This is a genomic window from Scardovia wiggsiae (assembly GCF_051045985.1).
GTDB classification, from domain to species: domain Bacteria; phylum Actinomycetota; class Actinomycetes; order Actinomycetales; family Bifidobacteriaceae; genus Scardovia; species Scardovia wiggsiae.
The window spans coordinates 1,095,907-1,119,103 of sequence record NZ_CP157350.1 but is presented as its reverse complement, the minus strand read 5'-3'; the positions used below and the strand labels follow the sequence as shown (position 1 = coordinate 1,119,103).

At 54.8% G+C, this 23,197-nt stretch carries 19 protein-coding genes; 10 read left to right on the top strand and 9 right to left on the bottom strand.

Going from position 1 to position 23,197, the window contains the following annotated elements; translation table 11 throughout:
• Window positions 1–111: 111 nt before the first annotated feature.
• Window positions 112–1,611, bottom strand: a complete 1,500-nt coding sequence (gene brnQ, locus ABKA16_RS04725) for a branched-chain amino acid transport system II carrier protein (protein ID WP_381000445.1) — start codon at window positions 1,609–1,611, stop codon at window positions 112–114.
• A gap of 464 nt (window positions 1,612–2,075) precedes the next feature.
• On the opposite strand from brnQ, the gene ileS reads away from it, so the two are divergent.
• Together ileS and ABKA16_RS04715 are read left to right on the top strand one after the other, a co-directional pair.
• Entirely contained in the window at window positions 2,076–5,426 is a 3,351-nt protein-coding gene (gene ileS / locus ABKA16_RS04720) for an isoleucine--tRNA ligase (RefSeq protein WP_381000447.1), read from the top strand.
• 250 nt (window positions 5,427–5,676) lie between these two features.
• A complete protein-coding gene (locus tag ABKA16_RS04715) occupies window positions 5,677–6,111 on the top strand; it encodes a DUF488 domain-containing protein (RefSeq protein ID WP_381000449.1) in 435 nt (144 codons plus the stop codon).
• Window positions 6,112–6,123: 12 nt separating this feature from the next.
• On the opposite strand, the gene murI is transcribed toward ABKA16_RS04715, so the two are convergent.
• The 4 genes from murI to ABKA16_RS04695 form a co-directional block, all read right to left on the bottom strand.
• Window positions 6,124–6,918, bottom strand: coding sequence for a glutamate racemase (gene murI, locus ABKA16_RS04710; protein WP_381000625.1), 795 nt, complete (start codon window positions 6,916–6,918; stop codon window positions 6,124–6,126).
• A 77-nt stretch (window positions 6,919–6,995) separates the two neighbouring features.
• Window positions 6,996–7,916 carry a patatin-like phospholipase family protein gene (locus ABKA16_RS04705; RefSeq protein WP_381000627.1) on the bottom strand — a complete coding sequence of 307 codons (921 nt, stop codon included), beginning with the start codon at window positions 7,914–7,916 and terminating at the stop codon, window positions 6,996–6,998.
• A 39-nt stretch (window positions 7,917–7,955) separates the two neighbouring features.
• On the bottom strand, window positions 7,956–10,058 hold the full coding sequence (locus tag ABKA16_RS04700; protein WP_381000451.1) for a transglycosylase domain-containing protein: 2,103 nt from the start codon (window positions 10,056–10,058) through the stop codon (window positions 7,956–7,958).
• Between the two features lie 97 nt (window positions 10,059–10,155).
• Complete coding sequence (locus tag ABKA16_RS04695) at window positions 10,156–10,884, bottom strand: Crp/Fnr family transcriptional regulator (protein WP_007148088.1); 729 nt, start codon at window positions 10,882–10,884, stop codon at window positions 10,156–10,158.
• A 95-nt stretch (window positions 10,885–10,979) separates the two neighbouring features.
• Between ABKA16_RS04695 and ABKA16_RS04690 the strand changes: the two genes are divergently transcribed.
• The 4 genes from ABKA16_RS04690 (at window position 10,980) to galK (ending at window position 15,436) form a co-directional block, all read left to right on the top strand.
• A complete protein-coding gene (locus tag ABKA16_RS04690) occupies window positions 10,980–11,765 on the top strand; it encodes a polyprenol monophosphomannose synthase (protein WP_381000453.1) in 786 nt (261 codons plus the stop codon).
• Window positions 11,766–11,824: 59 nt separating this feature from the next.
• Window positions 11,825–12,619, top strand: coding sequence for a DeoR/GlpR family DNA-binding transcription regulator (locus tag ABKA16_RS04685; protein ID WP_381000455.1), 795 nt, complete (start codon window positions 11,825–11,827; stop codon window positions 12,617–12,619).
• Window positions 12,620–12,828: 209 nt separating this feature from the next.
• The gene (gene galT / locus ABKA16_RS04680; protein WP_381000456.1) at window positions 12,829–14,082 is read left to right on the top strand and encodes a galactose-1-phosphate uridylyltransferase; all 1,254 of its coding nucleotides are present in this window, start codon (window positions 12,829–12,831) and stop codon (window positions 14,080–14,082) included.
• A gap of 82 nt (window positions 14,083–14,164) precedes the next feature.
• Window positions 14,165–15,436 (top strand): galactokinase, encoded by a 1,272-nt coding sequence (gene galK, locus ABKA16_RS04675; protein ID WP_381000629.1) that lies wholly within the window; start codon window positions 14,165–14,167, stop codon window positions 15,434–15,436.
• Here galK and ABKA16_RS04670 read toward each other — a convergent pair.
• A complete protein-coding gene (locus tag ABKA16_RS04670) occupies window positions 15,433–16,923 on the bottom strand; it encodes a metal-dependent hydrolase family protein (RefSeq protein ID WP_381000458.1) in 1,491 nt (496 codons plus the stop codon). The two genes, galK and ABKA16_RS04670, sit on opposite strands and share 4 nt — an antisense overlap.
• A gap of 82 nt (window positions 16,924–17,005) precedes the next feature.
• Window positions 17,006–17,671 (bottom strand): tRNA (cytidine(34)-2'-O)-methyltransferase, encoded by a 666-nt coding sequence (locus ABKA16_RS04665; protein WP_381000631.1) that lies wholly within the window; start codon window positions 17,669–17,671, stop codon window positions 17,006–17,008.
• Between the two features lie 118 nt (window positions 17,672–17,789).
• Between ABKA16_RS04665 and ABKA16_RS04660 the strand changes: the two genes are divergently transcribed.
• Together ABKA16_RS04660 and ABKA16_RS04655 are read left to right on the top strand one after the other, a co-directional pair.
• Entirely contained in the window at window positions 17,790–18,782 is a 993-nt protein-coding gene (locus tag ABKA16_RS04660) for an A/G-specific adenine glycosylase (RefSeq protein ID WP_381000460.1), read from the top strand.
• A 157-nt stretch (window positions 18,783–18,939) separates the two neighbouring features.
• Complete coding sequence (locus tag ABKA16_RS04655) at window positions 18,940–19,761, top strand: hypothetical protein (protein ID WP_381000462.1); 822 nt, start codon at window positions 18,940–18,942, stop codon at window positions 19,759–19,761.
• A gap of 30 nt (window positions 19,762–19,791) precedes the next feature.
• Here the strand turns inward: ABKA16_RS04655 and radA are convergent, their stop codons facing one another.
• On the bottom strand, window positions 19,792–21,195 hold the full coding sequence (radA, locus tag ABKA16_RS04650) for a DNA repair protein RadA (protein WP_381000464.1): 1,404 nt from the start codon (window positions 21,193–21,195) through the stop codon (window positions 19,792–19,794).
• Between the two features lie 102 nt (window positions 21,196–21,297).
• Between radA and ABKA16_RS04645 the strand changes: the two genes are divergently transcribed.
• Window positions 21,298–22,125 carry a hypothetical protein gene (locus ABKA16_RS04645; protein ID WP_381000466.1) on the top strand — a complete coding sequence of 276 codons (828 nt, stop codon included), beginning with the start codon at window positions 21,298–21,300 and terminating at the stop codon, window positions 22,123–22,125.
• Between the two features lie 149 nt (window positions 22,126–22,274).
• Window positions 22,275–22,364, top strand: a complete 90-nt coding sequence (locus ABKA16_RS04640) for a 30S ribosomal protein bS22 (RefSeq protein ID WP_003817716.1) — start codon at window positions 22,275–22,277, stop codon at window positions 22,362–22,364.
• A 125-nt stretch (window positions 22,365–22,489) separates the two neighbouring features.
• Here ABKA16_RS04640 and rpiA read toward each other — a convergent pair whose 3' ends face one another.
• Window positions 22,490–23,191: a ribose-5-phosphate isomerase RpiA gene (gene rpiA / locus ABKA16_RS04635; RefSeq protein ID WP_381000470.1), complete on the bottom strand. Its 702-nt coding sequence runs from the start codon at window positions 23,189–23,191 to the stop codon at window positions 22,490–22,492.
• Window positions 23,192–23,197: the final 6 nt, after the last annotated feature.

Genomic DNA, 23,197 nt, shown 5'->3' with positions numbered 1-23,197 from the left:
AATGCCCGTAGCCGATACAGCGCAGTTCAGAAGCTATGCCGTTGATTTCGGCATAGCTGAATGTTCCAGAGGCGGGAGGCACTATTGGAAGGTAGCAGCGGATACGGCGGGCTAAGCAGCTATCTGCTCCGCTGTGCTGCCGCCGGTATCACTATCGAGATCGGCGGCGGGCTGGCTCCCGTCAGCGGCCAGGTTTCCCGGCCATGTTTGATTGCTTTCCTCAATGAAGCTGTCATATTCTTTGAAAGCCTCAGGCTTTGCCTTCAGCTTGTACAGATGGACTGCCAGCCCTATAACAGCGCCGGCGACTGCCGGAAGAAGCCACGACAGGCCGTAATCCGCCAGCGGGAGCAAGTCCCGTACCCGCGCAATAAACAGGGCAAAGCTGCTTTTGCTGACAGTGTCCGGGAAAGAAACGACCATATCCATGAGGGCCGGGATTGCAGTAAACCCGATGACCCAGCCGTAAACCGCCCTGTCGCGCTTGAAAAGCGGTGAGCAGACTGAAAGCAATATAAGCACCATGGCGAAGGGGTACAGCAGCATAAGCACAGGCGTTGACCATGCGATAATAGTATCCAGGCCAAAGTTGGCGATGATGAATGACAGGATGCAGCACAGCGCAAGCCATGTATGGTAGCTGACCTTGGGGAAGTGGTTATGGAAATCCTGGGCAAAAGCGGCAACGAGCCCTACCGCTGTAGTCAGGCATGTTACTACGATAAGCGCGGCCAGCAATGCCTGCCCTGCTTTGCCTGCATACGCCTGGACGATCTGTGAGAATACGATGCCCCCATTGGACGACATCGTGAAACGCCCAAGCGACATAGCCCCCATTGCTATGAGGAGTATGTAGATCACAGCAACGGCAAACATGGCGATAGTGCCTGATTTGGCTGTAACAGAAGCAACATTCTTTTCGTGCCGCACACCCATCAGCCGTATCGTGGTCACGACGGTTACGCCGAACGCGAGCCCGGCAAGCACATCCATCGTATTGTACCCTTCAAGCAGGCCGTTCGTAAAGGCACCGGAAATATAATGCGCATCCTGCGGCGATTTGCCGAAAGAGTTCCCCAGCGGGCTGATGAATGCCATAAAGAAGACTATGAAAAGGAGGATAAGGAACAGCGGGTTCAGCACTTTTCCGATATTCGATAATATGCTGTTCTCCTTATAACTCAGGAGGAAGGCGAAGATAAAGAAGAGCGCAGAAAAAATAAGCAGAGCAGCAGTCCGGTATGACGACGGTATAAAGGGTTCGATACCTACGGTGAAAGAGACTGTTGCTGTACGGGGTGTCCCGAAGAAGGGCCCTATAGTTGCGTGGATAAGCACCATGAAAACGATTGCAAAAGCAGGGCCCAGAGGCCTGCCGATATCGTATACGCCTTTAGAGCGGGTAACGGCTATCGCCAGTACTGACAGCAGAGGCAGGACTACACCGGTGATCAGGAATCCCGCTCCTGCAATAGCCCAGTTTTTGCCTGCAAGCTGCCCCAGATGCAGCGGGAAGATCAGGTTCCCTGCACCGAAAAACAGGCCAAACAGCATAGATGCTACTACAAGGTAGTCAACCAGGCGCAGTTTCTTTTCATGTGTGCGGTCCATATGCTCTCCTTAAGCGAAGCGGCAGGGTGTTTGTGGTTGTTCACTATATGCAAAAGGTGTGTATAAAATGTGCGTGCGTGTTCCGGCTGTCTCGCAGTTCGAGACAGGGAAGGCGTGCGGCAGACAGAGGTATCAATGGTCATATGCTCCCTCTCCCCGGGATACCGGGGCTCTTTTATGCAGGAATAAATATCGGGAAGTATGTGTTACAGCTGATGCTATAGTAATAGCGTCAGCATCGATCCGTTATCAGCGGGGAGCTTTCGGAAGAACGGGACAGGCATATGCCCGCCCCCATTAGACCCGACGGGAGAGGCCCGATATAGCCCGCCACAAGTGGACAGGCCCGAAGCGGGCAGCTCCAGGTCCTGTCAAACGAGGTGGTACCGCGGTATCGCGCATGTGAAAACCACAGCCTGCATATCGTCCTCGTATAACACAGCAGTATTACGAGGAGCCTTTTTATGAGTGAGCAGAACAGCGTCAGGCATGTGTATCCGAAAGCTTCTGCCGGCAGTACAGATGGCAGTGTACAGCCGGTCACACCCAGCCCGAGTTTCCCCAAAATGGAGGAAGCAGTACTGCGTTACTGGGATGCTGACGGCACTTTCAGAAAATCAGTAGAGCAGCGCCCTTCCGGGGATAACTCTTCTAATGAATTCGTCTTTTTTGACGGCCCCCCCTTCGCCAATGGGCTGCCTCACTATGGCCATCTTCTTACCGGATATGCAAAAGATGTGATCCCGCGTTACCAGACTATGAAAGGCCGTCGGGTCAACCGTGTCTTTGGGTGGGATACCCACGGCCTCCCTGCGGAGCTTGAAGCCGAAAAAGAACTTGGCATAGAAGATAAAAGCCAGATCGATGAAATGGGACTTGCCCGGTTTAATGAAGCATGCCGCACATCTGTCCTGAAATATACGGATGAGTGGAAAGATTATGTCCACCGCCAGGCGCGCTGGGTAGACTTTGAGCACGGGTATAAGACCCTGGATACCACGTATATGGAGTCTGTGATCTGGGCTTTTAAGAAACTGTACGATAAAGGACTGGCATATAAGGGGTACCGTGTCCTCCCTTATTGCCCGAAGGATGAGACCCCGCTGAGCAACCATGAGCTGCGTATGGATGCTGATGTTTACCAGGACCGTCAGGATACATCCGTTACTGTAGCAGTAAAATTCCGTGATGAAGATGCGTATGCCGTTTTCTGGACGACTACCCCGTGGACAGTCCCCGGGAATTTATCGATAGTTGTGGGGCCGGATATCGAGTACAGCGAGATTGAACCTGTTTCGGGCGAATTCGCCGGTAAAAAACTGTATTTCGCTACAGCCCTTCTCCCGCGGTATGCTAAAGAGATCGGCGACGATTACACAGTGGTCCGTACGCTGAAAGGTTCCGACCTTGAAGGCAGGCGGTACTATCCTGTTTTCCCGTACCTTGCGGACGGCTCGGCAACAAGCCAGGATGGTGCATCCGGTGAAGACCCCCATGCATTCACTATCTATACAGCGGATTATGTAGATGTTACCGAAGGCACCGGCCTGGTCCATCAGGCTGTTTATGGTGAAGACGATATCAATACCCTTAACGCCCATCAGGTGCGTACCGTGGATTACCTTGATGATGCATGCCGTTTCAATTCCATTGTCCCGGACTATGAAGGGATCCGTGTATTTGAGGCGAATAAGCAGATAATCCGTGATATGCGCAATAATACAGGTGCGCTGGCCGGTGTGGAGGAAGACCGCCGCGCGCTGCTGGTGCAGGAAAAGTCATATGTGCATAGTTATCCGCATTGCTGGCGATGCGGCACGCCGCTGATCTATAAACCGGTATCAAGCTGGTTCGTAGCGGTGACGAAGTTCAAGGACCGCCTGCTCAGCCATAACGAAGGGATCAACTGGATTCCCGGCAATGTCAAGGATGGGCAGTTCGGCAAGTGGCTGTCGAATGCGCGCGACTGGTCCATCTCACGCAACCGGTACTGGGGTTCCCCCATCCCGGTGTGGGTCTCGGATGACCCCCGGTACCCGCGTGTGGATGTATACGGTTCCCTGGAAGAGCTGAAACGGGATTTCGGTAGGTATCCGACGGATGACAGGGGGGAAGTGAACCTGCACCGTCCATGGGTCGATGAGCTTACACGCCCCAATCCTGATGATCCGACGGGGAAATCTGTTATGCGGCGGATACCTGATGTCCTTGACTGCTGGTTTGAATCAGGGTCCATGCCTTTTGCCCAGTTCCACTATCCGTTTGAAAACCGTGAATATTTTGAGCAGCATTTCCCCGGGGACTATGTTGTGGAATATATCGGGCAGACCCGCGGATGGTTCTATACCCTCCACGTTATGGCAACGGCGCTGTTTGACAGCGCGGCGTTCAAGAATGTGATCTGCCACGGCATAGTGCTTGGCGATGACGGGCAGAAAATGAGCAAGCATCTGCGTAATTATCCGGATGTCAACGGTGTTTTCAATGAATACGGTTCTGACGCCATGCGCTGGTTCCTTATGTGCTCGCCGATCCTGCGGGGAGGCAACCTTATCGTTACGTCAGACGGCATCCGTGATACTGTCCGCCAAATCATGCTGCCGCTGTGGAGCACGTATTATTTCTTCACCCTGTATGCGAATGCTGCCAACGGGGGGAAGGGGTTTGAAGCCCATCAGCTGGCTGTGCAGGATATCGTGCACCTTCCCGAGATGGACCGGTACCTGCTTGCCCGTACGCGCAATCTTGTTGCCGATGTCCAGAAAAGCCTGGACAGTTTTGCTATTTCAGATGCATGCGACGCTGTTGCAGATTATATCGACGGGCTCACTAACTGGTATATCCGCAACTCGCGTGACAGGTTCTGGAATGAGGATCCGCAGGCGTTCAATACACTGTATACGGCACTCGAGGTCCTGTGCCGCGTGATCGCCCCTCTGGCCCCTATGGAAGCGGAGACAATCTGGCGCGGGCTTACAGGCGGGGAATCTGTCCATCTGACCGACTGGCCGTATCTTGACGGTACTGGCCTTGGCAGCATCCTCCGCCGGGATGACGGGCTGGTTTTAGCAATGGACAAGGTGCGTGAGATAGTTTCCGGCACTCTTTCCCTCCGTAAAGCCCGTCAGATCCGCGTCCGCCAGCCGCTTTCCACACTGAGCGTGCTCGTATCCGACGTTGATGCAGTCAGCCCGTATGCTGATCTCATCAAGTCAGAGCTTAACGTTAAGGAAGTGCGGTTCAGTACCCTGGAGGCTGCAGCCGGGAATGGGCTCCGTATTATCAGTGAGCTGAAGGTCAATGCACGCGCAGCAGGTCCGCGCCTCGGCAGGCAGGTACAGTCTGTGATCAAGGCTTCCAAATCAGGGGACTGGCATAAGGCTTCTGACGGCGGTGTGGCGGTGGATACCCCAGACGGTGAGATACCTCTGGAACAGGGGGAATACGAACTGGTAAACCGTGTGGAGGAGACCGGGGGGAATGCCTCTGATCCTGCCGGCACCCCGGGGCAGGGCGAAGCTTATGCCTCGGCAGCCCTTCCCGCCGGAGGGTTCGTGATCCTTGATACCCGGCTTACCGATGACCTCGTGGCAGAAGGCTATGCCCGGGATACTATCCGGGTAGTCCAGGATGCCAGGAAAGAGGCCGGATTGGATATTTCTGACCGTATTTCTCTGAAGCTTGCTGTCCCCGCTGCCCATGCAGGCCAGGTAAAGCAGTTTGAAAGCCTTATCTGTTCGGAGACCCTCGCGACACGTTTTGCTGTGGAAATTTCTGGCAGCGAGGCTGTAGACGCTTCAGTCAGTAAGGCATAGGCGGCATGGCAGGAGGCGTGCAGGATAAGTATTGCAAAGGTTCACTAAAGCGCCGTTGCTTAAGTGAACACTTCCATCTTAACTGACGCGCCTCCCATCTGATAAGTACATTATTCGTTGAGTTTAATTGGAAAAACTGGGGCTTGGGACAACATGCAAAACGCCCGGGGCTGCGGAAATGGAAAATCAGGGTGCCGCGGATGGTAATACTGAGGTATGATATAAGCAGTTTTCTGTCCAGGGAGGAAATATGGTTACTGAGATAGCCCTTAAACGTGTTTATGATGATGCTGATGATGCTGACGGGTTCCGTATCCTTGTTGACAGGCTGTGGCCGCGGGGGATATCGAAGGACAAAGCCCGTGTTGACCTGTGGCTGAAAGATATAGCCCCTACCAATGAACTGAGAAAATCATGGGGGCATGACCCCGATACTTTTGATGATTTTACCGCCCGGTACTGTGCGCAGCTGGAAGCCAATACCAGTGCGGTCGGGGAGCTTATTGACACGATCAGGGAACAGTCTTCGCGTGCAGTGCCGCGTATTACTTTTGTGTATGGTGCGAAAAGCCCTGTGTATAATCAGGCATGTGTGCTGCGGGATTACCTGTTTGCTCCCGCATCTGCTTCATCACAGCTGAACAGGCTGGAAGCTGCCGGTATTACAGATATCAGTGAAGCGTGATACTTCCGGGGCTTAGCCGAGGATGTCCCCATGGAGGAGGCTTTTTGCCAGTAATCCAGTCACCTTATCTTTGCGGGAATTTTCCAGGGTGACTGCGCCTGTATAGCTTTCCGGCCGGTCTGACTGTATCCCAAACTCCCTGAGGACGGTACCAAGATGATGGGATGTCCCCGGATTACCGTCAATAACAGCCACATGCCCGGGAAGCATCTCTTCAAAGTAGCTCCGGTAAAAAACGAAATGGGTACAGCCGAGCACTATGGAATCAAGGGCTTCTACATCAAATGGGGCGAGATATCCTGAGATAGCGTCCTGTACCCGTGTGTGGTCATTGAGCTGCCCCGATTCCACAATAGTGACCAGATCAGGGCAAGGCTGGGTGTGTATGGTGCTGTTCCCCCTGACCTGGGCGACAAGGTCTGCGAACTTCTGCCCTTTCAGTGTCAGTTCGGTTGCAAGGACCAGGATATTTTGAGGGCTGCCGCCGCCCCTGTCGCATGCTACTTTCACCGCGGGTTCCATACCGATAACCGGGATATCATATGTGTGGCGCATATCGCCTGCACCTGCGCTCGTTGCAGTGTTGCAGGCAATGACTATAGCCTTAGCGCCTTTTGCGATAAGATGGTCTGCCGCCGAGAAACTGAGCTCTTCCACTTCGCCGGCCGGACGGGTGCCGTAGGGCGCATTGGCGCTGTCCCCGAAAAAGATGATATCTTCGTTGGGCATATCCTTATGGATCTGCCGGACGACTGATATCCCTCCCATGCCGGAATCGAAAACGCCTATTGGTGCGTTGCTGCCCAACCGGATCACCCCTTTCGTTGTGTGCAGTACGGTTATTATCAACAGCTGTATCCCGGGCGCATGCCTGCAGCAGGCAATTATCCTATGAACTCCTGGATCTGTGCGATCTGTTTAAGTCCGTCATCATACATGTCAAGAAGCCCCTGCCGTGTTTTCTTCAGGGTATCAAGCCCGTGAAGGTCATCAGGCGCAAGGATAAGCACTTCGCCCTTTTCCTCGTACTGTTTAGCAAGGCTTATCTGGCCATTGTACAGCTTATATCTGTTGAGGACCCGTTCTGCAGCCGCAGGGTACTGGCGTTTAAGGAGCCTCCCGGGTATCCTGTCATGCGCCGGCTCGCGGAGCACATCCTTCTGGCGGGTAAGGATAAGGACGACTTTGGTGCATCCGTCTTCAAAAGCCTTTTCCACGGGGACAGGGTCCGCGATCCCGCCGTCAAAGTAGGGGACACCATTGATTATATAGGGGGCATTTGCCGCCGGCACACAGCTGGAGGCTTTGAAAATATCATAATTATCCTGGCTGATATCGTCTTTGGTGAAGTAATGCGGTTCGCCCGTGTTTGCATTGCATGCGACTACAGTAAGCGTGGCGGGGTTATCCCTCAGCGCTTCATAGTCAAGGGGATATTCCCCGTCATGGTTTGAAAGTCCGCTGTAGATATAGTCAAGGTTGATAAAATCGCGCTGGCTGAGCATATTGTGGAAGCTGGCATACTGGCTTCGGAAGGAATACTCGGTGTAGAACCGGAGGTTCCTGCGGTACTGGCCTGACAGATAGCTTGCCATATCGGCACTCCCCGCAGATACGCCGTAGCAGCGGTCAAAATGGATATTATGCTCCAGGCAGGCATCGAGCACCCCAGTACCGAAAATAGAACGGAACCCTCCGCCGACATCAATCACGCCTACCGTGGCAGACGCATCTTCTGCGGAGGGGGAGCCCTGTACCGCAGGCATACTGTCTGCATGCACCTGCCGCTGCCTGTCCATATCCATATCCATCAGATAATAGCCTGCCGTTTCTTTCCGCAGGCCTCAGCCCATAAGGTTGTGGTCAGGCTGCCCGTAATCAGGGTCATCAGGGATATTGGCGGCTTTGACGTAATCGTTCACGAAACTGGTCAGTATAGGCAGAGTATACGCGCCATACCATGTATCGTATGTACGGCCGCCAACTGTCTTCCTGGTGAAGGAGACCGGCCTTTCCATATTCCCCATAGTGGTATAGGCGGCAACGCCATTGGTGAAGATAACCGAATCCATATACTTGTCTTCTGCCGTCCCTGTTTTTGCAAAAGTCTTGCGCCCGCCGGCCAGCTGGGCATCCTTCGCAACTCCCTGGGTGACATCCTTATTGAGGATATAGGCAGTCGTCTGGGCAACTTCCTTGGAAATAGCCTGCTTGCAGCCTGCACTCGGGACAGCAAGCTCACGTCCGTTCTTTGTGACCTTCGTTATGGCGATAGGGTCGCAGCGTACACCATTCGCGGCTATGGTTGCATAGACGTTAGCCATGGTCAGCGGGGAGGCGTTGAGCGCACCGATGATCATGGGGACCTGCATCTGCTTTTCAAGGTCGCTTTCGTTGATCGCAGAATTATGGTAGCCAAGGGTCTGTGCTGTCTTTGTGATAGCACACAGGCCGATCTTCTGGGCCATTGCTGCCTGTGTGGTGTTATGTGACATAATCAGGCCGTTATATGGCGTTTCGGGGTTAACTGTCCCGCCCCCTGAATTCTGGACGCTCCATATACCCGATTTTACCGGGGCGCATGGGAACGTCTTCAGGGGATAAGCGGTAGAAGTGCGCAGGGATTCCATAGCTTTATGCCCGTTAGACAGCCAGGAAACCATATTGATAGGCTTGAAAGTGGAGCCGGTCTGTACACCTATGCCTCCGCCGTCTATCTGGTCAACAGCATAGTTGATGGAGGTAGTTGTACCCCCTGCATTAGTCTCAACACCATATGTGCGGTTTTGCGCTATGGCAAGGACTTTTCCGGTACCTGGCTGGACAGCTGCCATAACAGCCTCGAACCCTGACTTATCGTCTTCGGGCACTACTTTACGCACGGCCGCATTCGCCGCATCCTCGGCATTGACATCCATAGTGGTGACGATATTCAGCCCTCCTGCGTACAGGAGCCTGCGCCGTTCTGTACGTGTTTTCCCAAAGGCAGGGGAGTTCAGTATGCGGTGGACCACATAGTCACAGAAGTATGCTGCACCGCCTGCGGCCTGGCAGCCGACGCGGATATCTTTGATTTTAAGGACGCTCTGAAGGGGGACAGCTTTGTATTTTGCAGCCTCCTGCTGTGAGATGAAACGGCTGCGCACCATGAGGTCCAGCACGATATTACGCTGTTCCTGGGCATTCTGGACATTAACGGTAGGATCGTATTTCGTAGGGTTTTTGGTGATGGACGCTATTGTTGCCGCTTCGCCGATATCAAGGTCGGCGGCGCTTTTGGAAAAGTAATGCTGCGCTGCCGTTTCCACGCCAAATGTATTGACCCCGAACTGGGCTATATTCAGATAGCCCTGGAGGATGTCTGCTTTGGAATATTTTTTCTCGATCTGGAGGGCCAGGAGCATTTCCCGTATTTTACGGGCGATGGTATCTTCCTGGGCATGGTACGCTTCAATAGGGTCATTATCTGCCTGGGCCTGGGCTATAAGCATATTTTTGACGTACTGCTGTGTCAGAGTGGATCCGCCCTGGGTCCCGCCGCCCTTATGCACATAGGTCTGCAGGAAGGCCCTTAAAATACCTGTAGGGTCGACCCCGGAATGTTCGAAGAACCGGCGGTCTTCGCGCGCTACCACTGCCTGCTGCATGACCTTGGATACTTTGCTCAGGGGGACGTTGATACGGTTCTGGTCGTAGAACGTAGCGATCAGGGTCGTGCCGTCCGAAGCATACATGCGTGACTGCTGAGGCAGGTCAGACAGGCTGAACGTAACATTATCCGTGGTAGAGAGTGTGGGTGTCAGCTTTTTGACTGTATCCGAAGCCATAAGGGCTCCGGGCAGCAGGAAACCGGAAGCGATGATTCCGCCTGCGACGCAGAAAATGATATAGGCCAAAATAAGCGTAGTGATACGTTTAAAATCTTTTTTGGGTTTTTCGGCTGGCATACTTCTATTCTAAGGATAAGTATCTACCAGGGCAAGGCGGTTCGCAGGCCATTCACACGGTCCGCATAAGCAGGGTCCGGCTGTGCTGGGCTGGGGATCAGTGCTGGGAACGCAATATCAGCTTCCCCGGGCTGTAGATGATGATAGCCCGTCCGTCGCGTGCGATCCAGCCGCGGTTCGTAAAATCCATAAGGGCTTTGTTGACTGTTTCGCGGGATGTGCCTACAAGCTGTGCAAGTTCTCCCTGGGTAAGGTCATGGGGGACCAGGAGCCCTTTTTCCGTAGGCTCGCCGAAACGGCGGGCAAGGTCTATAAGCGTTTTTGCCAGGCGTGCGGGGACGTCCATGAAAACGAAGTCGCTTATACGCTCATTGTTGCGGCGCATGCGGCGCGCCAGCACCTGCAGCATGCTGACTGCCACACCGGGATGGTCATTGAGCCATTTCAGGAGGGATTCATGCGAGAGCGAGACGCCGGCCGTACTGTCCTGCATTGCCACAGCAGAAGCGGTACGCGGCCCTCCCAGGGGATCGAAAACGGGGATTTCGCCGAGTACTTCCCCCGGGCCGTGGATGCTCAGGAGCTGTATCCGTCCGTCATGCGATTCGCGGATCAGCTTGACGCGGCCACTTTCAAGGATGAACATACGGTTGTCGGTAGCACCTTCGCGGAAAATGAAATCGCCTTTGTTGAAAACCCACTGATGCAGATGCGGGATCAGCTGGTCTACTTCTGAAGGCTTGACGTGTTTGAAAAGGGCAGTGTGGAGCAGGATTATTTCAGGATCGATATTGGTGTGAGCCCTGTGCAGCTCTGGAGTATCCATCTGAATTCCTGTTCTACGTGCCGCCATTGCGCATATCTGCAAGCTGACACCACTATACTATGCATATGCGATGACCGGCCCTATAATGGGTGGTGATGGATCGTACTACTGATATTAGTGATTCTTATAGGCCGCGGACGGTTATCGTTATGCCTACATATAACGAAAAGGATAACCTCCCGCATACTCTTGAGGGTATATTCCGGTATTGCCCGTATGCCCATATCCTTGTGGTGGATGATTCGTCCCCGGATGGTACGGGGCAGCTGGCAGAAAAAATGGCGCAGCAGGACAGGCGCATCTTCGTTATCCACAGGTCCATCAAGCGCGGGCTGGGGCCGGCATATATCGCGGGTTTTGAATGGGCGCTCCTGCATGATTACGAGATCGTCTGTGAAATGGATATGGATGGGTCCCACCGCCCTGAAGACCTTAAGCGTGTGCTTAACGGGCTCAGCTCCCATCCTGAGGCAGACCTGTGCATAGGCTCGCGCAGGGTTCCGGGCGGCGGGACTGAGAACTGGCCGTGGTACCGTGACGCTATTTCCAGATGCGGCTCTGCATATGCCCGCACTGTGCTGGGGCTTTCTACCCGGGACGCTACTGCCGGTTTCAGGGCATACCGCGCTGCTGCCCTGCAGCGCCTGCACCTTGATAAGATACAGGCGAACGGGTATGTTTTCCAGGTAGATATGACCCGGCGTGTGGAGTACTCCGGAGGGAAGGTCGTTGAAGTCCCTATCCTGTTTGTTGAGCGTACCCGGGGCAGGTCAAAGATGGATACAGGCATAGTTATTGAGGCCATGTGGCGTGTTACTGCATGGGGTGTATCCAGGCTTTTCAGCGTACGCCGCATCCCCGGCAGCAACCGCCTCCGGTAACCCTTTGCTCCCGTATCCATGCATCTCTTATGTGCGTATGATTCGGTATTCTTTCGTTTTTGTGCGATAATGTCTATATGATCCCGACACAGCGCCAGCAGTCCCTACTTTCTGAACTCCATGAGAAAGGCGCCGTGCGCGTCAGCGAACTGTCCATACAGCTTGGCGTGTCTCCCATGACTGTCCGGAGGGATATAGAGGACCTTGCCGGGAAAGGGCTGCTGAAGCGCGTGCATGGAGGGGCTGTGTCTGCCAGCACCCTTCTGGCCGAGCCGCTGTTTTCTGTAAAATCGCGCATGGAAACAGCTGTCAAACAGGCGATAGCGGCAAAGGCTGTAGAGTATGTGGCGCCTGGTGATGTTATTGCTGTCGGGGGAGGGAGCACGACTTATGCTTTTGCGCAATGCTTTCTGGAAAGCAAACGCTGCGAAGGGGTGACTATCCTGACGAATTCCATACCTGTTGCGCAGCTTGCCCATTCTGCCGATGCATCCGGCTCTGTTGAAGTGATCATGACAGGCGGGGCTGTTACCCGGTCCAATTCGCTGGTCGGCCCTATTGCCGATAAAGTCATCCGGGGCTTGAGGGTAAATACCCTGTTTACAGGTGCCCACTCGGTTTCGCTTCCCCGCGGGTTCCTTACCCCCAATTCGCTGGAAGCTGCTACCAACTCTGCTTTGATATCTATTGCTGACCTGTGCATCGTCCTGGCAGACCACACAAAGTGGGACAGTACATCGCTGTCGCTTTTTGCTGATTTCTCACAGATAGATACTGTTATTACCGATTCGGCGCTAAACGGGCCGCGCCGGAAGCAGACGAGCAGCCTGGTGAAGCATCTTGTGACTGTCTGAAACCGTCTGAACAGGGCGGCTGCATTCTGAGAAGCCGGTTATTTATGTTAGAAAATGTTCGATTTTAACAAAAACGAACAAAATCTAACATTACTGATACCATAAATCATGAAAGCATGACATATAACAGCAGAGCAGGCAAACAGCGCCTGTAAACACTGCGGGGACAGGGCTATGAGCAGTCCTGCAGAAGCAGCAAAAGGAGTATGATGGCTACATTTATGCACTATACGCCGGGAGAATATGCACAGGGGCATATCCGCATCACCGGGACAGAGCTGTCTGACGGGCGGCAGTTCTTTTATCTGGACGATACCCCCGAGTATGTCTCGGGGGAGAAGGTGCGCGAGCTCAGAGACCCCAGGGAACTTGCCAACCGTTTCGAACCCGGCGTTGACGGCGAGGGGAACCCTATACCGGTGCAGGCGCCTCAGATGCGCCGGGACCCGCTGACAGGGGACTGGATACCTATGGCGACTGCGCGCATGAACCGCCCGATCACGGCCGGGCCTGGGGCTACTGCCACCGGGAACCCCCTTGCTGCGCGGAATCCGGACGACCCCTATCAGGATGGCGAGGTGCCGGATACGGATTATGACGTAGTGGTTTTTGAAAACCGTTTCCCCTCAATGAACCGCATCCCGGGCGTGAAGGATGAAACGGTGTATGTGGACGGCAACCCGTTATGGCCCCAGCGCCCGGCCGTAGGGCGGTGCGAAGTAGTATGCTTCGATCCGAAAGAGGACTCCCTCCCTGCTGACCTCCCTGTTTCCCGGCTTCGCACTGTAGTAGAAGCGTGGGCTTTCAGGACAGCTGAAATATCGGCAATGGAGGGTATTGAGCAGATATTCCCCTTTGAAAACCATGGGCAGGAGATCGGCGTATCGCTGGCGCATCCCCACGGGCAGATATACTGTTTCCCGTTTGTGGCTCCGCGCCTTGAACAGGAGCTTCAGCATACGGAAGCCTACCGCGGCAGAACAGGGGGCAACCTTCTGCGCGATATCCTTAAAGGGGAAGTCGATGCGGGCGGGCGTATCGTCATGCGCAACAGCACGTGGATCGCCTATGTCCCCGCTGCTGCCCGATGGCCTTTGGAAGTGCATGTGCAGCCGGTACGGGACGGCATATTGACCCTTGACCAGCTCAATGATAATGAACGCTGGGGGCTGGCACAGATGTATTCCGTGCTCCTTAAGCGCGGCAATATGTTTTTTGATACAGGCAATGGTGAAGGCATGGATCTGCCTTATATTGCCGCATGGCATCAGGCCCCTGTCCGTGACAGGCGCCGCAGCAGCTACCGCCTTAACCTTCAGTTCTTCTCCTTCCGCCGTGCTGCTAATAAGATCAAGTATCTGGCCGGTTCTGAATCCGGAATGGCTGCATGGATATCTGATACGACACCTGAAAAAATCGCCGCGCGCTTCCACGAGCTTGGCGATACGGATATCGATAAATAACAGCCGGAAGGCAGCGGCGTACTGCGGTTAGGCTCCGGTACAGCATACTGATAACAGATATGGACCATGAAGGGAAATTATGATGGCACAGGACAGGGATATAAGATTCATTGAGGCGATAACAGACGCTGACGGCGCGCATAAGGCATGGGAGCTGTTCAGCCGCACGTTTGGAGATGAGCCGTCAGGTGTGTGGGCAGCACCGGGACGGGTCAACCTGATCGGGGAGCATACGGATTACAATGCAGGCCTGTGCCTTCCGATCGCTTTGCCGCATCGCACTTTTATTGCGCTGGCTCCCAGGCAGGATACGCAGATACGTGCAGTGTCTGCCGTCAGGCCGGATTCCGTAGCGGAAGCTGAGCTTGAGGGACTTGATGCCGGGGGAGTGGCAGGATGGGCTGCTTATCCGTCAGGTGTGGCATGGGCTATGCGTGAACATGGCATGGCTGTCAGAGGTTTTGATGCGGCATTTGTATCATGTGTCCCGCTGGGGTCAGGGCTGAGCTCTTCTGCCGCTATGACATGTTCCACAGCCCTGGCGCTTGACGATGTTTATGGCCTCGGTTTCGGGAGTACGGATGAAGGCAGGGTCACTCTGATCTCTATGGCGATCGCTTCAGAGAATGACATGGCTGGTGCCAGTACCGGAGGGCTGGATCAGAACGCTTCGATGCGCTGCCGGTCGGGCAAGGCGCTGCTCCTTGACTGCCGGCCCGGGCTGTCTGCATTGGAGAATGTGTCCCAGCAGGATTTTGACCTGGCCGCGTATGGGCTTGAACTCCTTGTAGTCGATACCTGCGCCCCGCATCAGCTTAATGACGGGCAGTATGCTGCGCGCCGTAAAACGTGTGAGGAAGCCGCTGCAAAACTTGGGGTGCGGGATCTCCGCCAGGCTGCTGACCAGATCGCGGATGCTTCCCGGGGTGATGCAGACAGGAAACGGGAGGGCCTGGACCGTGTGCTTGCCGGGCTTTCCGACCCTACGGAAATAAAACGTGTGCGCCATGTGATAACTGAGATATGGCGTGTGGGGGATTTCGCCGAGGCATTCAGCTCCGGAGATATCCGCACTGTCGGCAGACTTTTCAATGCTTCACATGATTCTCTGCGTTACGACTACGAAGTGACTGTGCCGGAACTGGATACTGTAGTGGAAGTAGCCCGCAGCAATGGAGCATATGGCGCACGCATGACCGGCGGCGGTTTCGGCGGCTCCATTATCGCGCTTGTTGATAAAGGCCAGTCCAGACAGCTGGCGGAAAAAATAGCAGAAGCATTCTCTGCCAAAGGGTTCCGGCAGCCGCAGGCACTTACCTCAGTAGCATCTCGTGCAGCTGAACGTGTAGCTTAAAGGGTATCAAGCTCCTCGTCGATTTCGGCAATATGCCTGGCGTGGGGGCGCCATACCGGGATCCCGTGTGTTACGACGAGCGAAGGGTTATTAAGCGTACGGAGGTTTTCGAGCGGATTCCCTTCAGTAACAAGGAGGTCTGCGGACAGCCCTTCATCCAGTGACCCCGTAACATCGCTGATATTAAGGATTTCTGCGTTTCCTGCCGTTGCGGCGTAAATTGCCTGGGCTGCGGTCATGCCCGTATAGCGCACGAGGAAATCCAGTTCACGCCAGGTATTGTACTGCGTCACATAAGGCATTGCGGCATCAGTCCCCACGCCTATATGAAGGTTTTTTGCCACAGCTTCGCGGTATCCGGCAAGCATATGCTCTGCGATGCGTTCCGCATTGGCGCGCGCAGTATCATTTATGCCGACCTTATCCTGGTCAAGGGAAACCATTACCAGAATAGTGGAAAGGGTTGGTATCAGAGCGCTGTACCCCTTCAGTGAACCCGGATTGTGCCGGAACAGGGCAACAGCTTCCTTATCGAGGTCAGAGCCGTGCTCAATAGTATCGACACCTGCCCGCAAAGCAGCTTTGACCCCCTCAAGGCTCTGGGCGTGTGCCGCGACGATGACCCCTGCTTTATGGGCTTCTATGCAGATGATCCTCATAAGGCTTTCACTCATCTGAGGGCGCCCGGCTTCATCAGCCTCCTGCGAATCAATCACACCGCCAGTCGCAGCGATCTTAACAGCATTAGCCCCGTTGTCAAGCAATATATGCACATTGGCGAGGGCGCTCTCCTCATCGGGGCATTCCAGTGCGATCAGCGGTGCACCATGTCCGCCAGGCGCAGACAGGAGAGGCCCTGAAGCCAGGATCCTGGGGCCTGTAACTGTGCCATCCTGGATATCGTCCCTCAGATCCGCTGAATCATAAGCTATATCACCTAAAGTCCGCACTGTAGTAACGCCGGAAAGGAGCTGCTGCCGGATATTGTACCGTGTCAGCCTGCGTATCATCGCCCGCCCTAAAACCGTAGCAGTAAAATGCTTAAGGGTTTTTTGCGGGCCTTTATCCCCCATATTCGATGAGAGACGCCTGCCGCTGCCAAACACATGGACGTGCGCATTGATAAGCCCGGGCATAATGTAGCGGCCCTGTGCATCAATGGACCTGTAGCCGGCTGGGATCTTCTTCATCCTGGCAGTATCTGAGCTGGGGAAAACAGCCTCGATAGTACCGTCTTCCGATATGACGACAGTCATATCATTATCAACAGACCCTTCTTTCATCCCCAGCCCGTCAATACCCTTGCGGGTGCGGATAATATTGGCATGGTGGATAGCAAAAGGGACATGTTCCGCGGAGGCCCTGCATGCGGGCTTGCACTCAGGGAACCTGGCGCGCAGGGAACCAATGATCCCTGAAGCTGTAGAGCCCAGGCCGCTGAGCATATGGGATGCAGACCGCCTGCCGGAGGTACCATTCTCTGTCATAATAATCCTGTGCCTTTCTGCGGCAGCCCTTTCTGCCGCGTACAAAAGATGGGATAGCTGCACCCTATTGTACAGGATCGCCTTATAGTTTGCTAACCCCTGTCCGGCTTTTATCCGGGATCCCGCCGGCTGCCGGGGCGCCTGATGCCCTGCTGCTTCCTTTGAACCCCAATTGCCGCCATGCTTCATACAAAGCGATAGAAGCACAGTTGGCAAGATTGAGGCTGCGCAGGCTTGGCCGCATAGGGAACCTGACCTGCTTGTAGACGTGTTCCCCGGCCATGATATCCATAGGGTCGGGGATATCCCCCGGCTCAGGGCCAAAAAGCAGGATATCCATCGGCCTATACTCAACCTCTGTGTACAGGCCATCCGCCTGTGCGGTAAACGATATAATGCGTGATCCCGGCATAGAGCTGACAAGGTTCTCAAAATCGGGATGGATAACAACGTGGGCCATATCATGGTAATCAAGGCCGGCCCGCCGAAGCTTCGTATCCCTGAGATTGAAACCGAGCGGTTCCACCAGATGGAGCACAGAACCGGTCACTGCACATAAACGGATCGCGGAACCGGTATTGCCCGGGATGCGGGGGGAATAGAAACATAAATGGGGGACAGAGGTTTCCTTAAGGGCCGCCTCATTCGGCTGCAGCATGGCATCTGTGACATTTACAGGGTTCCCGTGTGCGTCGGTGATAAGCTCATCCGGCCCGTAGGAAGGTTTACGGTACCCGTACTCAAACATCGCTGTCACACCCTGGGGGACCGGCGGCACAACTGTACCATTACCCGGTCCAGGCCCCTGTTCCGGTTCTGTGCGCTGGCGTTTCGTATTATCGCTCATATTTGCAACAATAAAGATGATGACCGACAGCGTGCATTTATCCAGCCAACAGGGCCCCGGTACAGCAGACGGAGGGGCCGCGTCAGACGAAACAGCCGTCAGTGCATACCGTGCACTGGCGCAGTGGTGGGGCGGCAGTGCGCGTGATTTCCCCTGGCGTTTTGGGAAAACTACCCCATGGGGGATACTTGTTTCCGAAGTCATGAGCCAGCAGACTCCTATGTCTCGCGTCCTGCCTTACTGGGAAAAGTGGATGGAGATGTGGCCGGACCCTCAGGCGGTGTCCGAAGCTTCCACTGCAGAGATTATTTCTGCCTGGGGGCATTTAGGGTATCCGCGGCGTGCGCTGCGGCTGCAGGAATGTGCACGTACACTTGTCAGGGACTACGGCGGCAGGCTCCCGGCATCATATGACGGGCTGACGGCGCTCCCCGGGATCGGGGATTACACGGCAAGCGCAGTCCTGTCATTTGCCTTCGGGATCCGTATACCTGTTATTGATACCAATATCCGGCGTGTCCTGGTCCGCGTATTTGACGGTGCTGAATCTACGGGAGGTGCTGCGGGTGCGCATGACAGGGAGCTCGCCGCTAAGGTGCTGCCGGCCGGGAGCCGTCAGTCAGTTGTGTGGAACCAGTCGGTGATGGAGCTTGGCGCTGTCGTATGTACAGCGAAAAAACCGTGCTGTGCAGTATGCCCGTTGAACAGCCTGTGCAGGTTCTATGCAGCCGGGCTTCCGGGGCTCGGGCAGCAGCCTACCCGCCCGCGGCAGAAGTTCAGGGGGACGAACCGGTATGTGCGGGGGCTGATCCTTAAAGCCCTGCGCCAGGCAGAAGCAGAAACAGTGCCCGGTACAGCTGCAGGCGCGCAGCGCCGGAGCCGCTTTGTCCCTTATTCTGAGCTTAAATCCTTGTGGAACGATACAGTGCAGCTTGATGGATGTATCGCCTCATTGGATGAAGACGGGCTGATCGTTATCAATAAGGACCATTCGGTGTCTTTGCCCCGGTAGCCTGCCTGTCTGCCGGTGCGCACAGGAACCCGTACTGCAATCCCTCCAATTCCGGAAGCAGGGGATATGCGGCATGCCTTTGTGCCTCCATGTGGAATGGCTGTAAGTATTCCCGCAGGATACGGTTTTCTCTGTATTTTCGCATAAACTGGTATATATGGCGACGTGGAAAGATTCAACACATTCAGCATGGCAGAGCAGCTCGGGTCCGGGACGTACTTCAGGGAGACGTTCACGAGGCTCCGGGCGCAGGCTGTCTAAAGCTGAGATGCGCAGGGTCTATCTGCGGCGCCGGATCATAGCTGTTATTGTCCTGGCAGCGGTTATTGCCGCAGCAGTATGGAGCGGGGTGGCAATAGCACGGACACTGTCGAGGCGGCACAGTGCGGCATCAACGGTACAGGAAGCAAAACCGCGGGCTTCTTCGTCTGCTGCATCTGAGGGGCAGTCAGTACACCGTACAGAGAAAAGCAAGCTTTCCGGTATCCCCGACTGCACGGCATCTGATCTGGAATTAAGCCTCAGCGTGCAGCAGAGCACGGTGGAATCCGGCGGAACGGCAGTTTTCAACGTGAGTGTAGCCCACAAAGGGCAGAGGGACTGCCTTATTGATGCGGCGAACGGTTCAAGGGTCCTCGCTGTTGCATCGGGCAATACGGTCGTGTGGCGCTCCGATATATGCGAGAGCAGCGCCAGGATGCTGCTGATGACAGATAAAGATGTGGATACCCAAAAAATAAGCTGGGGTACAAAAGCTGCCCAGTCGTCCTGCAAGCCCGACAGCGCACTGGAAAATGTGCAGCCGGGGACATATACCGCATACACATATATCAAAGATGACCCATCAATACGGTCAGCAAAAGTCCCTGTGATTGTTACGCAGCCTGCGGTACCAGCACCTTCCTCTGAACCCGGTACGCAGGACAGCCCTGCACAGGATAATGGTACCGGCCAGGGGAATTCAAATAACCGGCAGTAATGGCAGTAATGGATAATACTGGGCAGGCAGTCAGATACCCAGCTGTGCGAGTGCCTCAGCGGCTGACGATACTTCGATAAAGTCCATGCCGTCTACCTGTTTCCATGGCGATCCTTTCCGATGGCGCGGGATGACGGCTGAGGTGAACCCCATGCGTGCAGCTTCGCGCAGACGGTTTGCCATACGGGTAACGGGGCGTATCTGCCCGGTCAGTGATATCTCGCCTATACATACGGTAGTACGGGGAACGGGGACCCCCTTTGCCGCGCTTGCAAGGGCGGCGGCAATAGCCAGGTCGCATGCCGGTTCCCGCGCAGATCCGCCTGCTATAGTCGATACATAGATATCATTATTCAGCAGGGATATTTTTGCATGCCTGTGCAGTACTGCTATGATCATTGCCAGACGGTTGTAGTCGATCCCGTTCGTTGCCCTGCGCGGGGAAGGAAGGACAGAAGATGTGGCCAGTGCCTGTATCTCAATGGGAAGGCTCCTGTGTCCGTCAACAATGAATGTCACGCATGTGCCTGCCGGGGTTTCTTCCGAATCGCTCACAAACAGGCCGCTCGGGTCGGAAACTTCTTCTATCCCTTCGCCGCTCATATCGAAACAGCCTACTTCATCTGTCGGGCCGAAACGGTTTTTCAGGCTGCGCAGGAGACGCAGTGCTGTCTGGCTGTCGCCTTCAAACTGGCATACCACGTCTACAAGATGCTCAAGGGTGCGCGGGCCCGCGATAGAGCCGTCTTTGGTCACATGCCCGACCAGGAGTATGGGGATATCCAGCGTTTTTGCACATTCGATAACTGAAGCTGCCACTTCACGCACCTGGGTATTCCCTCCAAGGATGCCGTCAGTATCCGCGCTTGATATAGTCTGGACCGAATCAACGATAGCCAGTGCAGGTTTTTCCTGTTCGATGAGGGCGATAACAGTCCCCAGGTCAGTGGTAGAGGCCAGGAGGAGGTTGCTGACAACAGTCCCGATGCGCCGTGCCCGCATGCGTATCTGCCCCAGGGATTCCTCCCCGGAAATATAAAGGACCTTTTTGCCGGTACTGTACAGCGACTGTGCAATATTCCCTGCTGTTTCCAGCAGGAGCGTCGATTTGCCGATCCCTGGTTCCCCGGCCAGCAGGATCACAGCGCCGGGCACGATGCCGCCTCCAAGGACGCGGTCAAATTCGGTGAAGCCGGTGGGTATGCGGATAACATCCTCCAGGCCTGTATCCGTAACGGGGCGCAGTATGCTGCCTTTTTCGGTGTCGGTAAGCATAGGCCGTGTGCCGCTGCCTGAGCGGGGAGAGGCCTTGATTTTGGGTTCATGGAACTCTTCTATAGTGCCCCATTCGCCGCAGCTGGGGCATCTCCCATACCATTTTGAGCCGTTCCATCCGCATTCCGAGCAGACGTACTGTGGTGCAGTTTTCGCCATAGTCTGCACGCTACTGATGTATAAAGACATTCCGGCGGCAAAAGGGGCGGGCTATGCAGAAACCCTGCTGCAGAGTCCCGAATGCGTGCGAAAATAAAAGGTATGAGTAACGAGCAGCAAGACAGCAGCCCTTTTGAAGGCATGGCTATGCGCGGGCAGACGGTGCAGGAAGGCCATAGCCGGAATGAAGCCGCCCGGCAGGACAGCTATGATGGCCAGACAGGCTCGGAGAAGGGCTTTCCAAGGGATCCTCAGGGTAATACGGCACAGGAAGGTCCCAGCCGCAGCACTGATGGCGACGGCGTTTCCGGCAGTGAGGCAGATGCCCAGTCCCGCCATATATCCCACCGGAACAGGGTCATCGTCCTTGTTGCCGCTATAGTGATCGTTATCCTTGCTGTACTGAGCGCATTCGTATGGCCGGGCTGGGCGCTGAAAAAAAGCGGTGTGATTGGCGGCGGCTCCAGGCCTGTTTCTTCCGCTGCCGCAACCCCTACTGTTCCGGCTAAAGCATTGCCTGACGGATCTTCAGTGCTGGTAAAGACTGTGCTGCCCGATACTGCCGGGGCGTATGCCCGCCAGAGTGTTGAAAAAACAACGGATTGGGAATCTTCCCAGCCGATCGAAGAATATAAGGCAGTCTATTCGAATGGCCAGGCCGGGCAGGATATAACTGTCACAGTTGCCCAGTGGTCTACATCCGATTATGCCCTCAAGCAGTATCAGAGCCTGACGGGCCAGCTCAGAGGCACGCAGATCGCCCAGGGGAATGTGTCTGTCAATGGTGCCCAGACCGGATCTTATATTGCCCATGAAGATCAGAAAAATACCCGGAATGCGATTGTTATTGAACAGAACTCTTCTGTACTGTTCCAGCTGTCGGGGCCGAAAGCCCAGATGACTGATTTCTTCGATAAGTTTGGGTACTGACGGAAAACAGCATGCAGGCAGCCCTGCCCGCCATGTGGATTGCTGGAATAGTGCGGATAGGCTCAGGCCGTGTGTTCTGCTGCAGTGCGCGTGTCCGCCAACAGGAGTAGGATACTGAAAGTTGTGTCAAATAGGAAACGGAGGCTCTGATGGGTTCTGTCATCAAGAAGCGTCGCAAGCGGATGAGCAAAAAGAAGCACCGCAAAATGCTGCGTAAGACTCGTCACCAGCGTAAGTAGTGTGGGCGCCTGAAGGCGCTTTTGCCTTCTTTCAACAGATGGTTTTATATGGATGATGCCCCTCTGCGGAGGGGCATCATCCATTATTTATATAACCGCTGTGTACGCAGTATCAGGATGCGGTATCAGGCTTTATCCGGATTCTGCATGACCCGCGGGCCGGCAGGATCGCCTACGATAACAGTATCCACCATATTGAGGAAAAGCCCGTGCTCTACGACGCCGACCGTAGTGATAAGGTCCCCGGCAAGCTCCTTCGGGTTCTCAATACGTCCAAGATGAAGGTCAACAATGTAGTTTTTTTCATCGGTACGGACCGGCTCCCCCTGGGCATCGAGCCGGAGTACGGGCTTATATCCGCGCTTTTTGAACTGTGCAATCACGTGGCCTGCCCCGAAGGGGATAACTTCTACGGGCAGGGGGAACGCGCCTATCGTGTCAACAACTTTGGACCGGTCAACGATCCATACGATTTTATTGGAATTGACGGCAACGATCTTTTCCCATAGGAGTGCTGCGCCGCCGCCTTTGATGCCGTTGAAATCCTTATCCACTTCATCGGCACCGTCAATAGTGATATCGATATGGTCTGCATCATCGATATCGATGATTTTTATCCCATAGCCTTCAGCCTGCTCCTGCGTGCGGCGCGATGTCGTCACACCGGTGAATTTAAGGCCTTCTTCCTGTGTCCGGCGGCCCAGTTCATCCACGAGGAATTTTACAGTGGAACCGGTGCCGAGGCCGGCAACCATACCGTCCCGGATCAGTCGTGCCGCCTCTATACCGGCTGCTTTCTTCAGTTTATCCTGTGTTTCTTTATCCATAGTGCT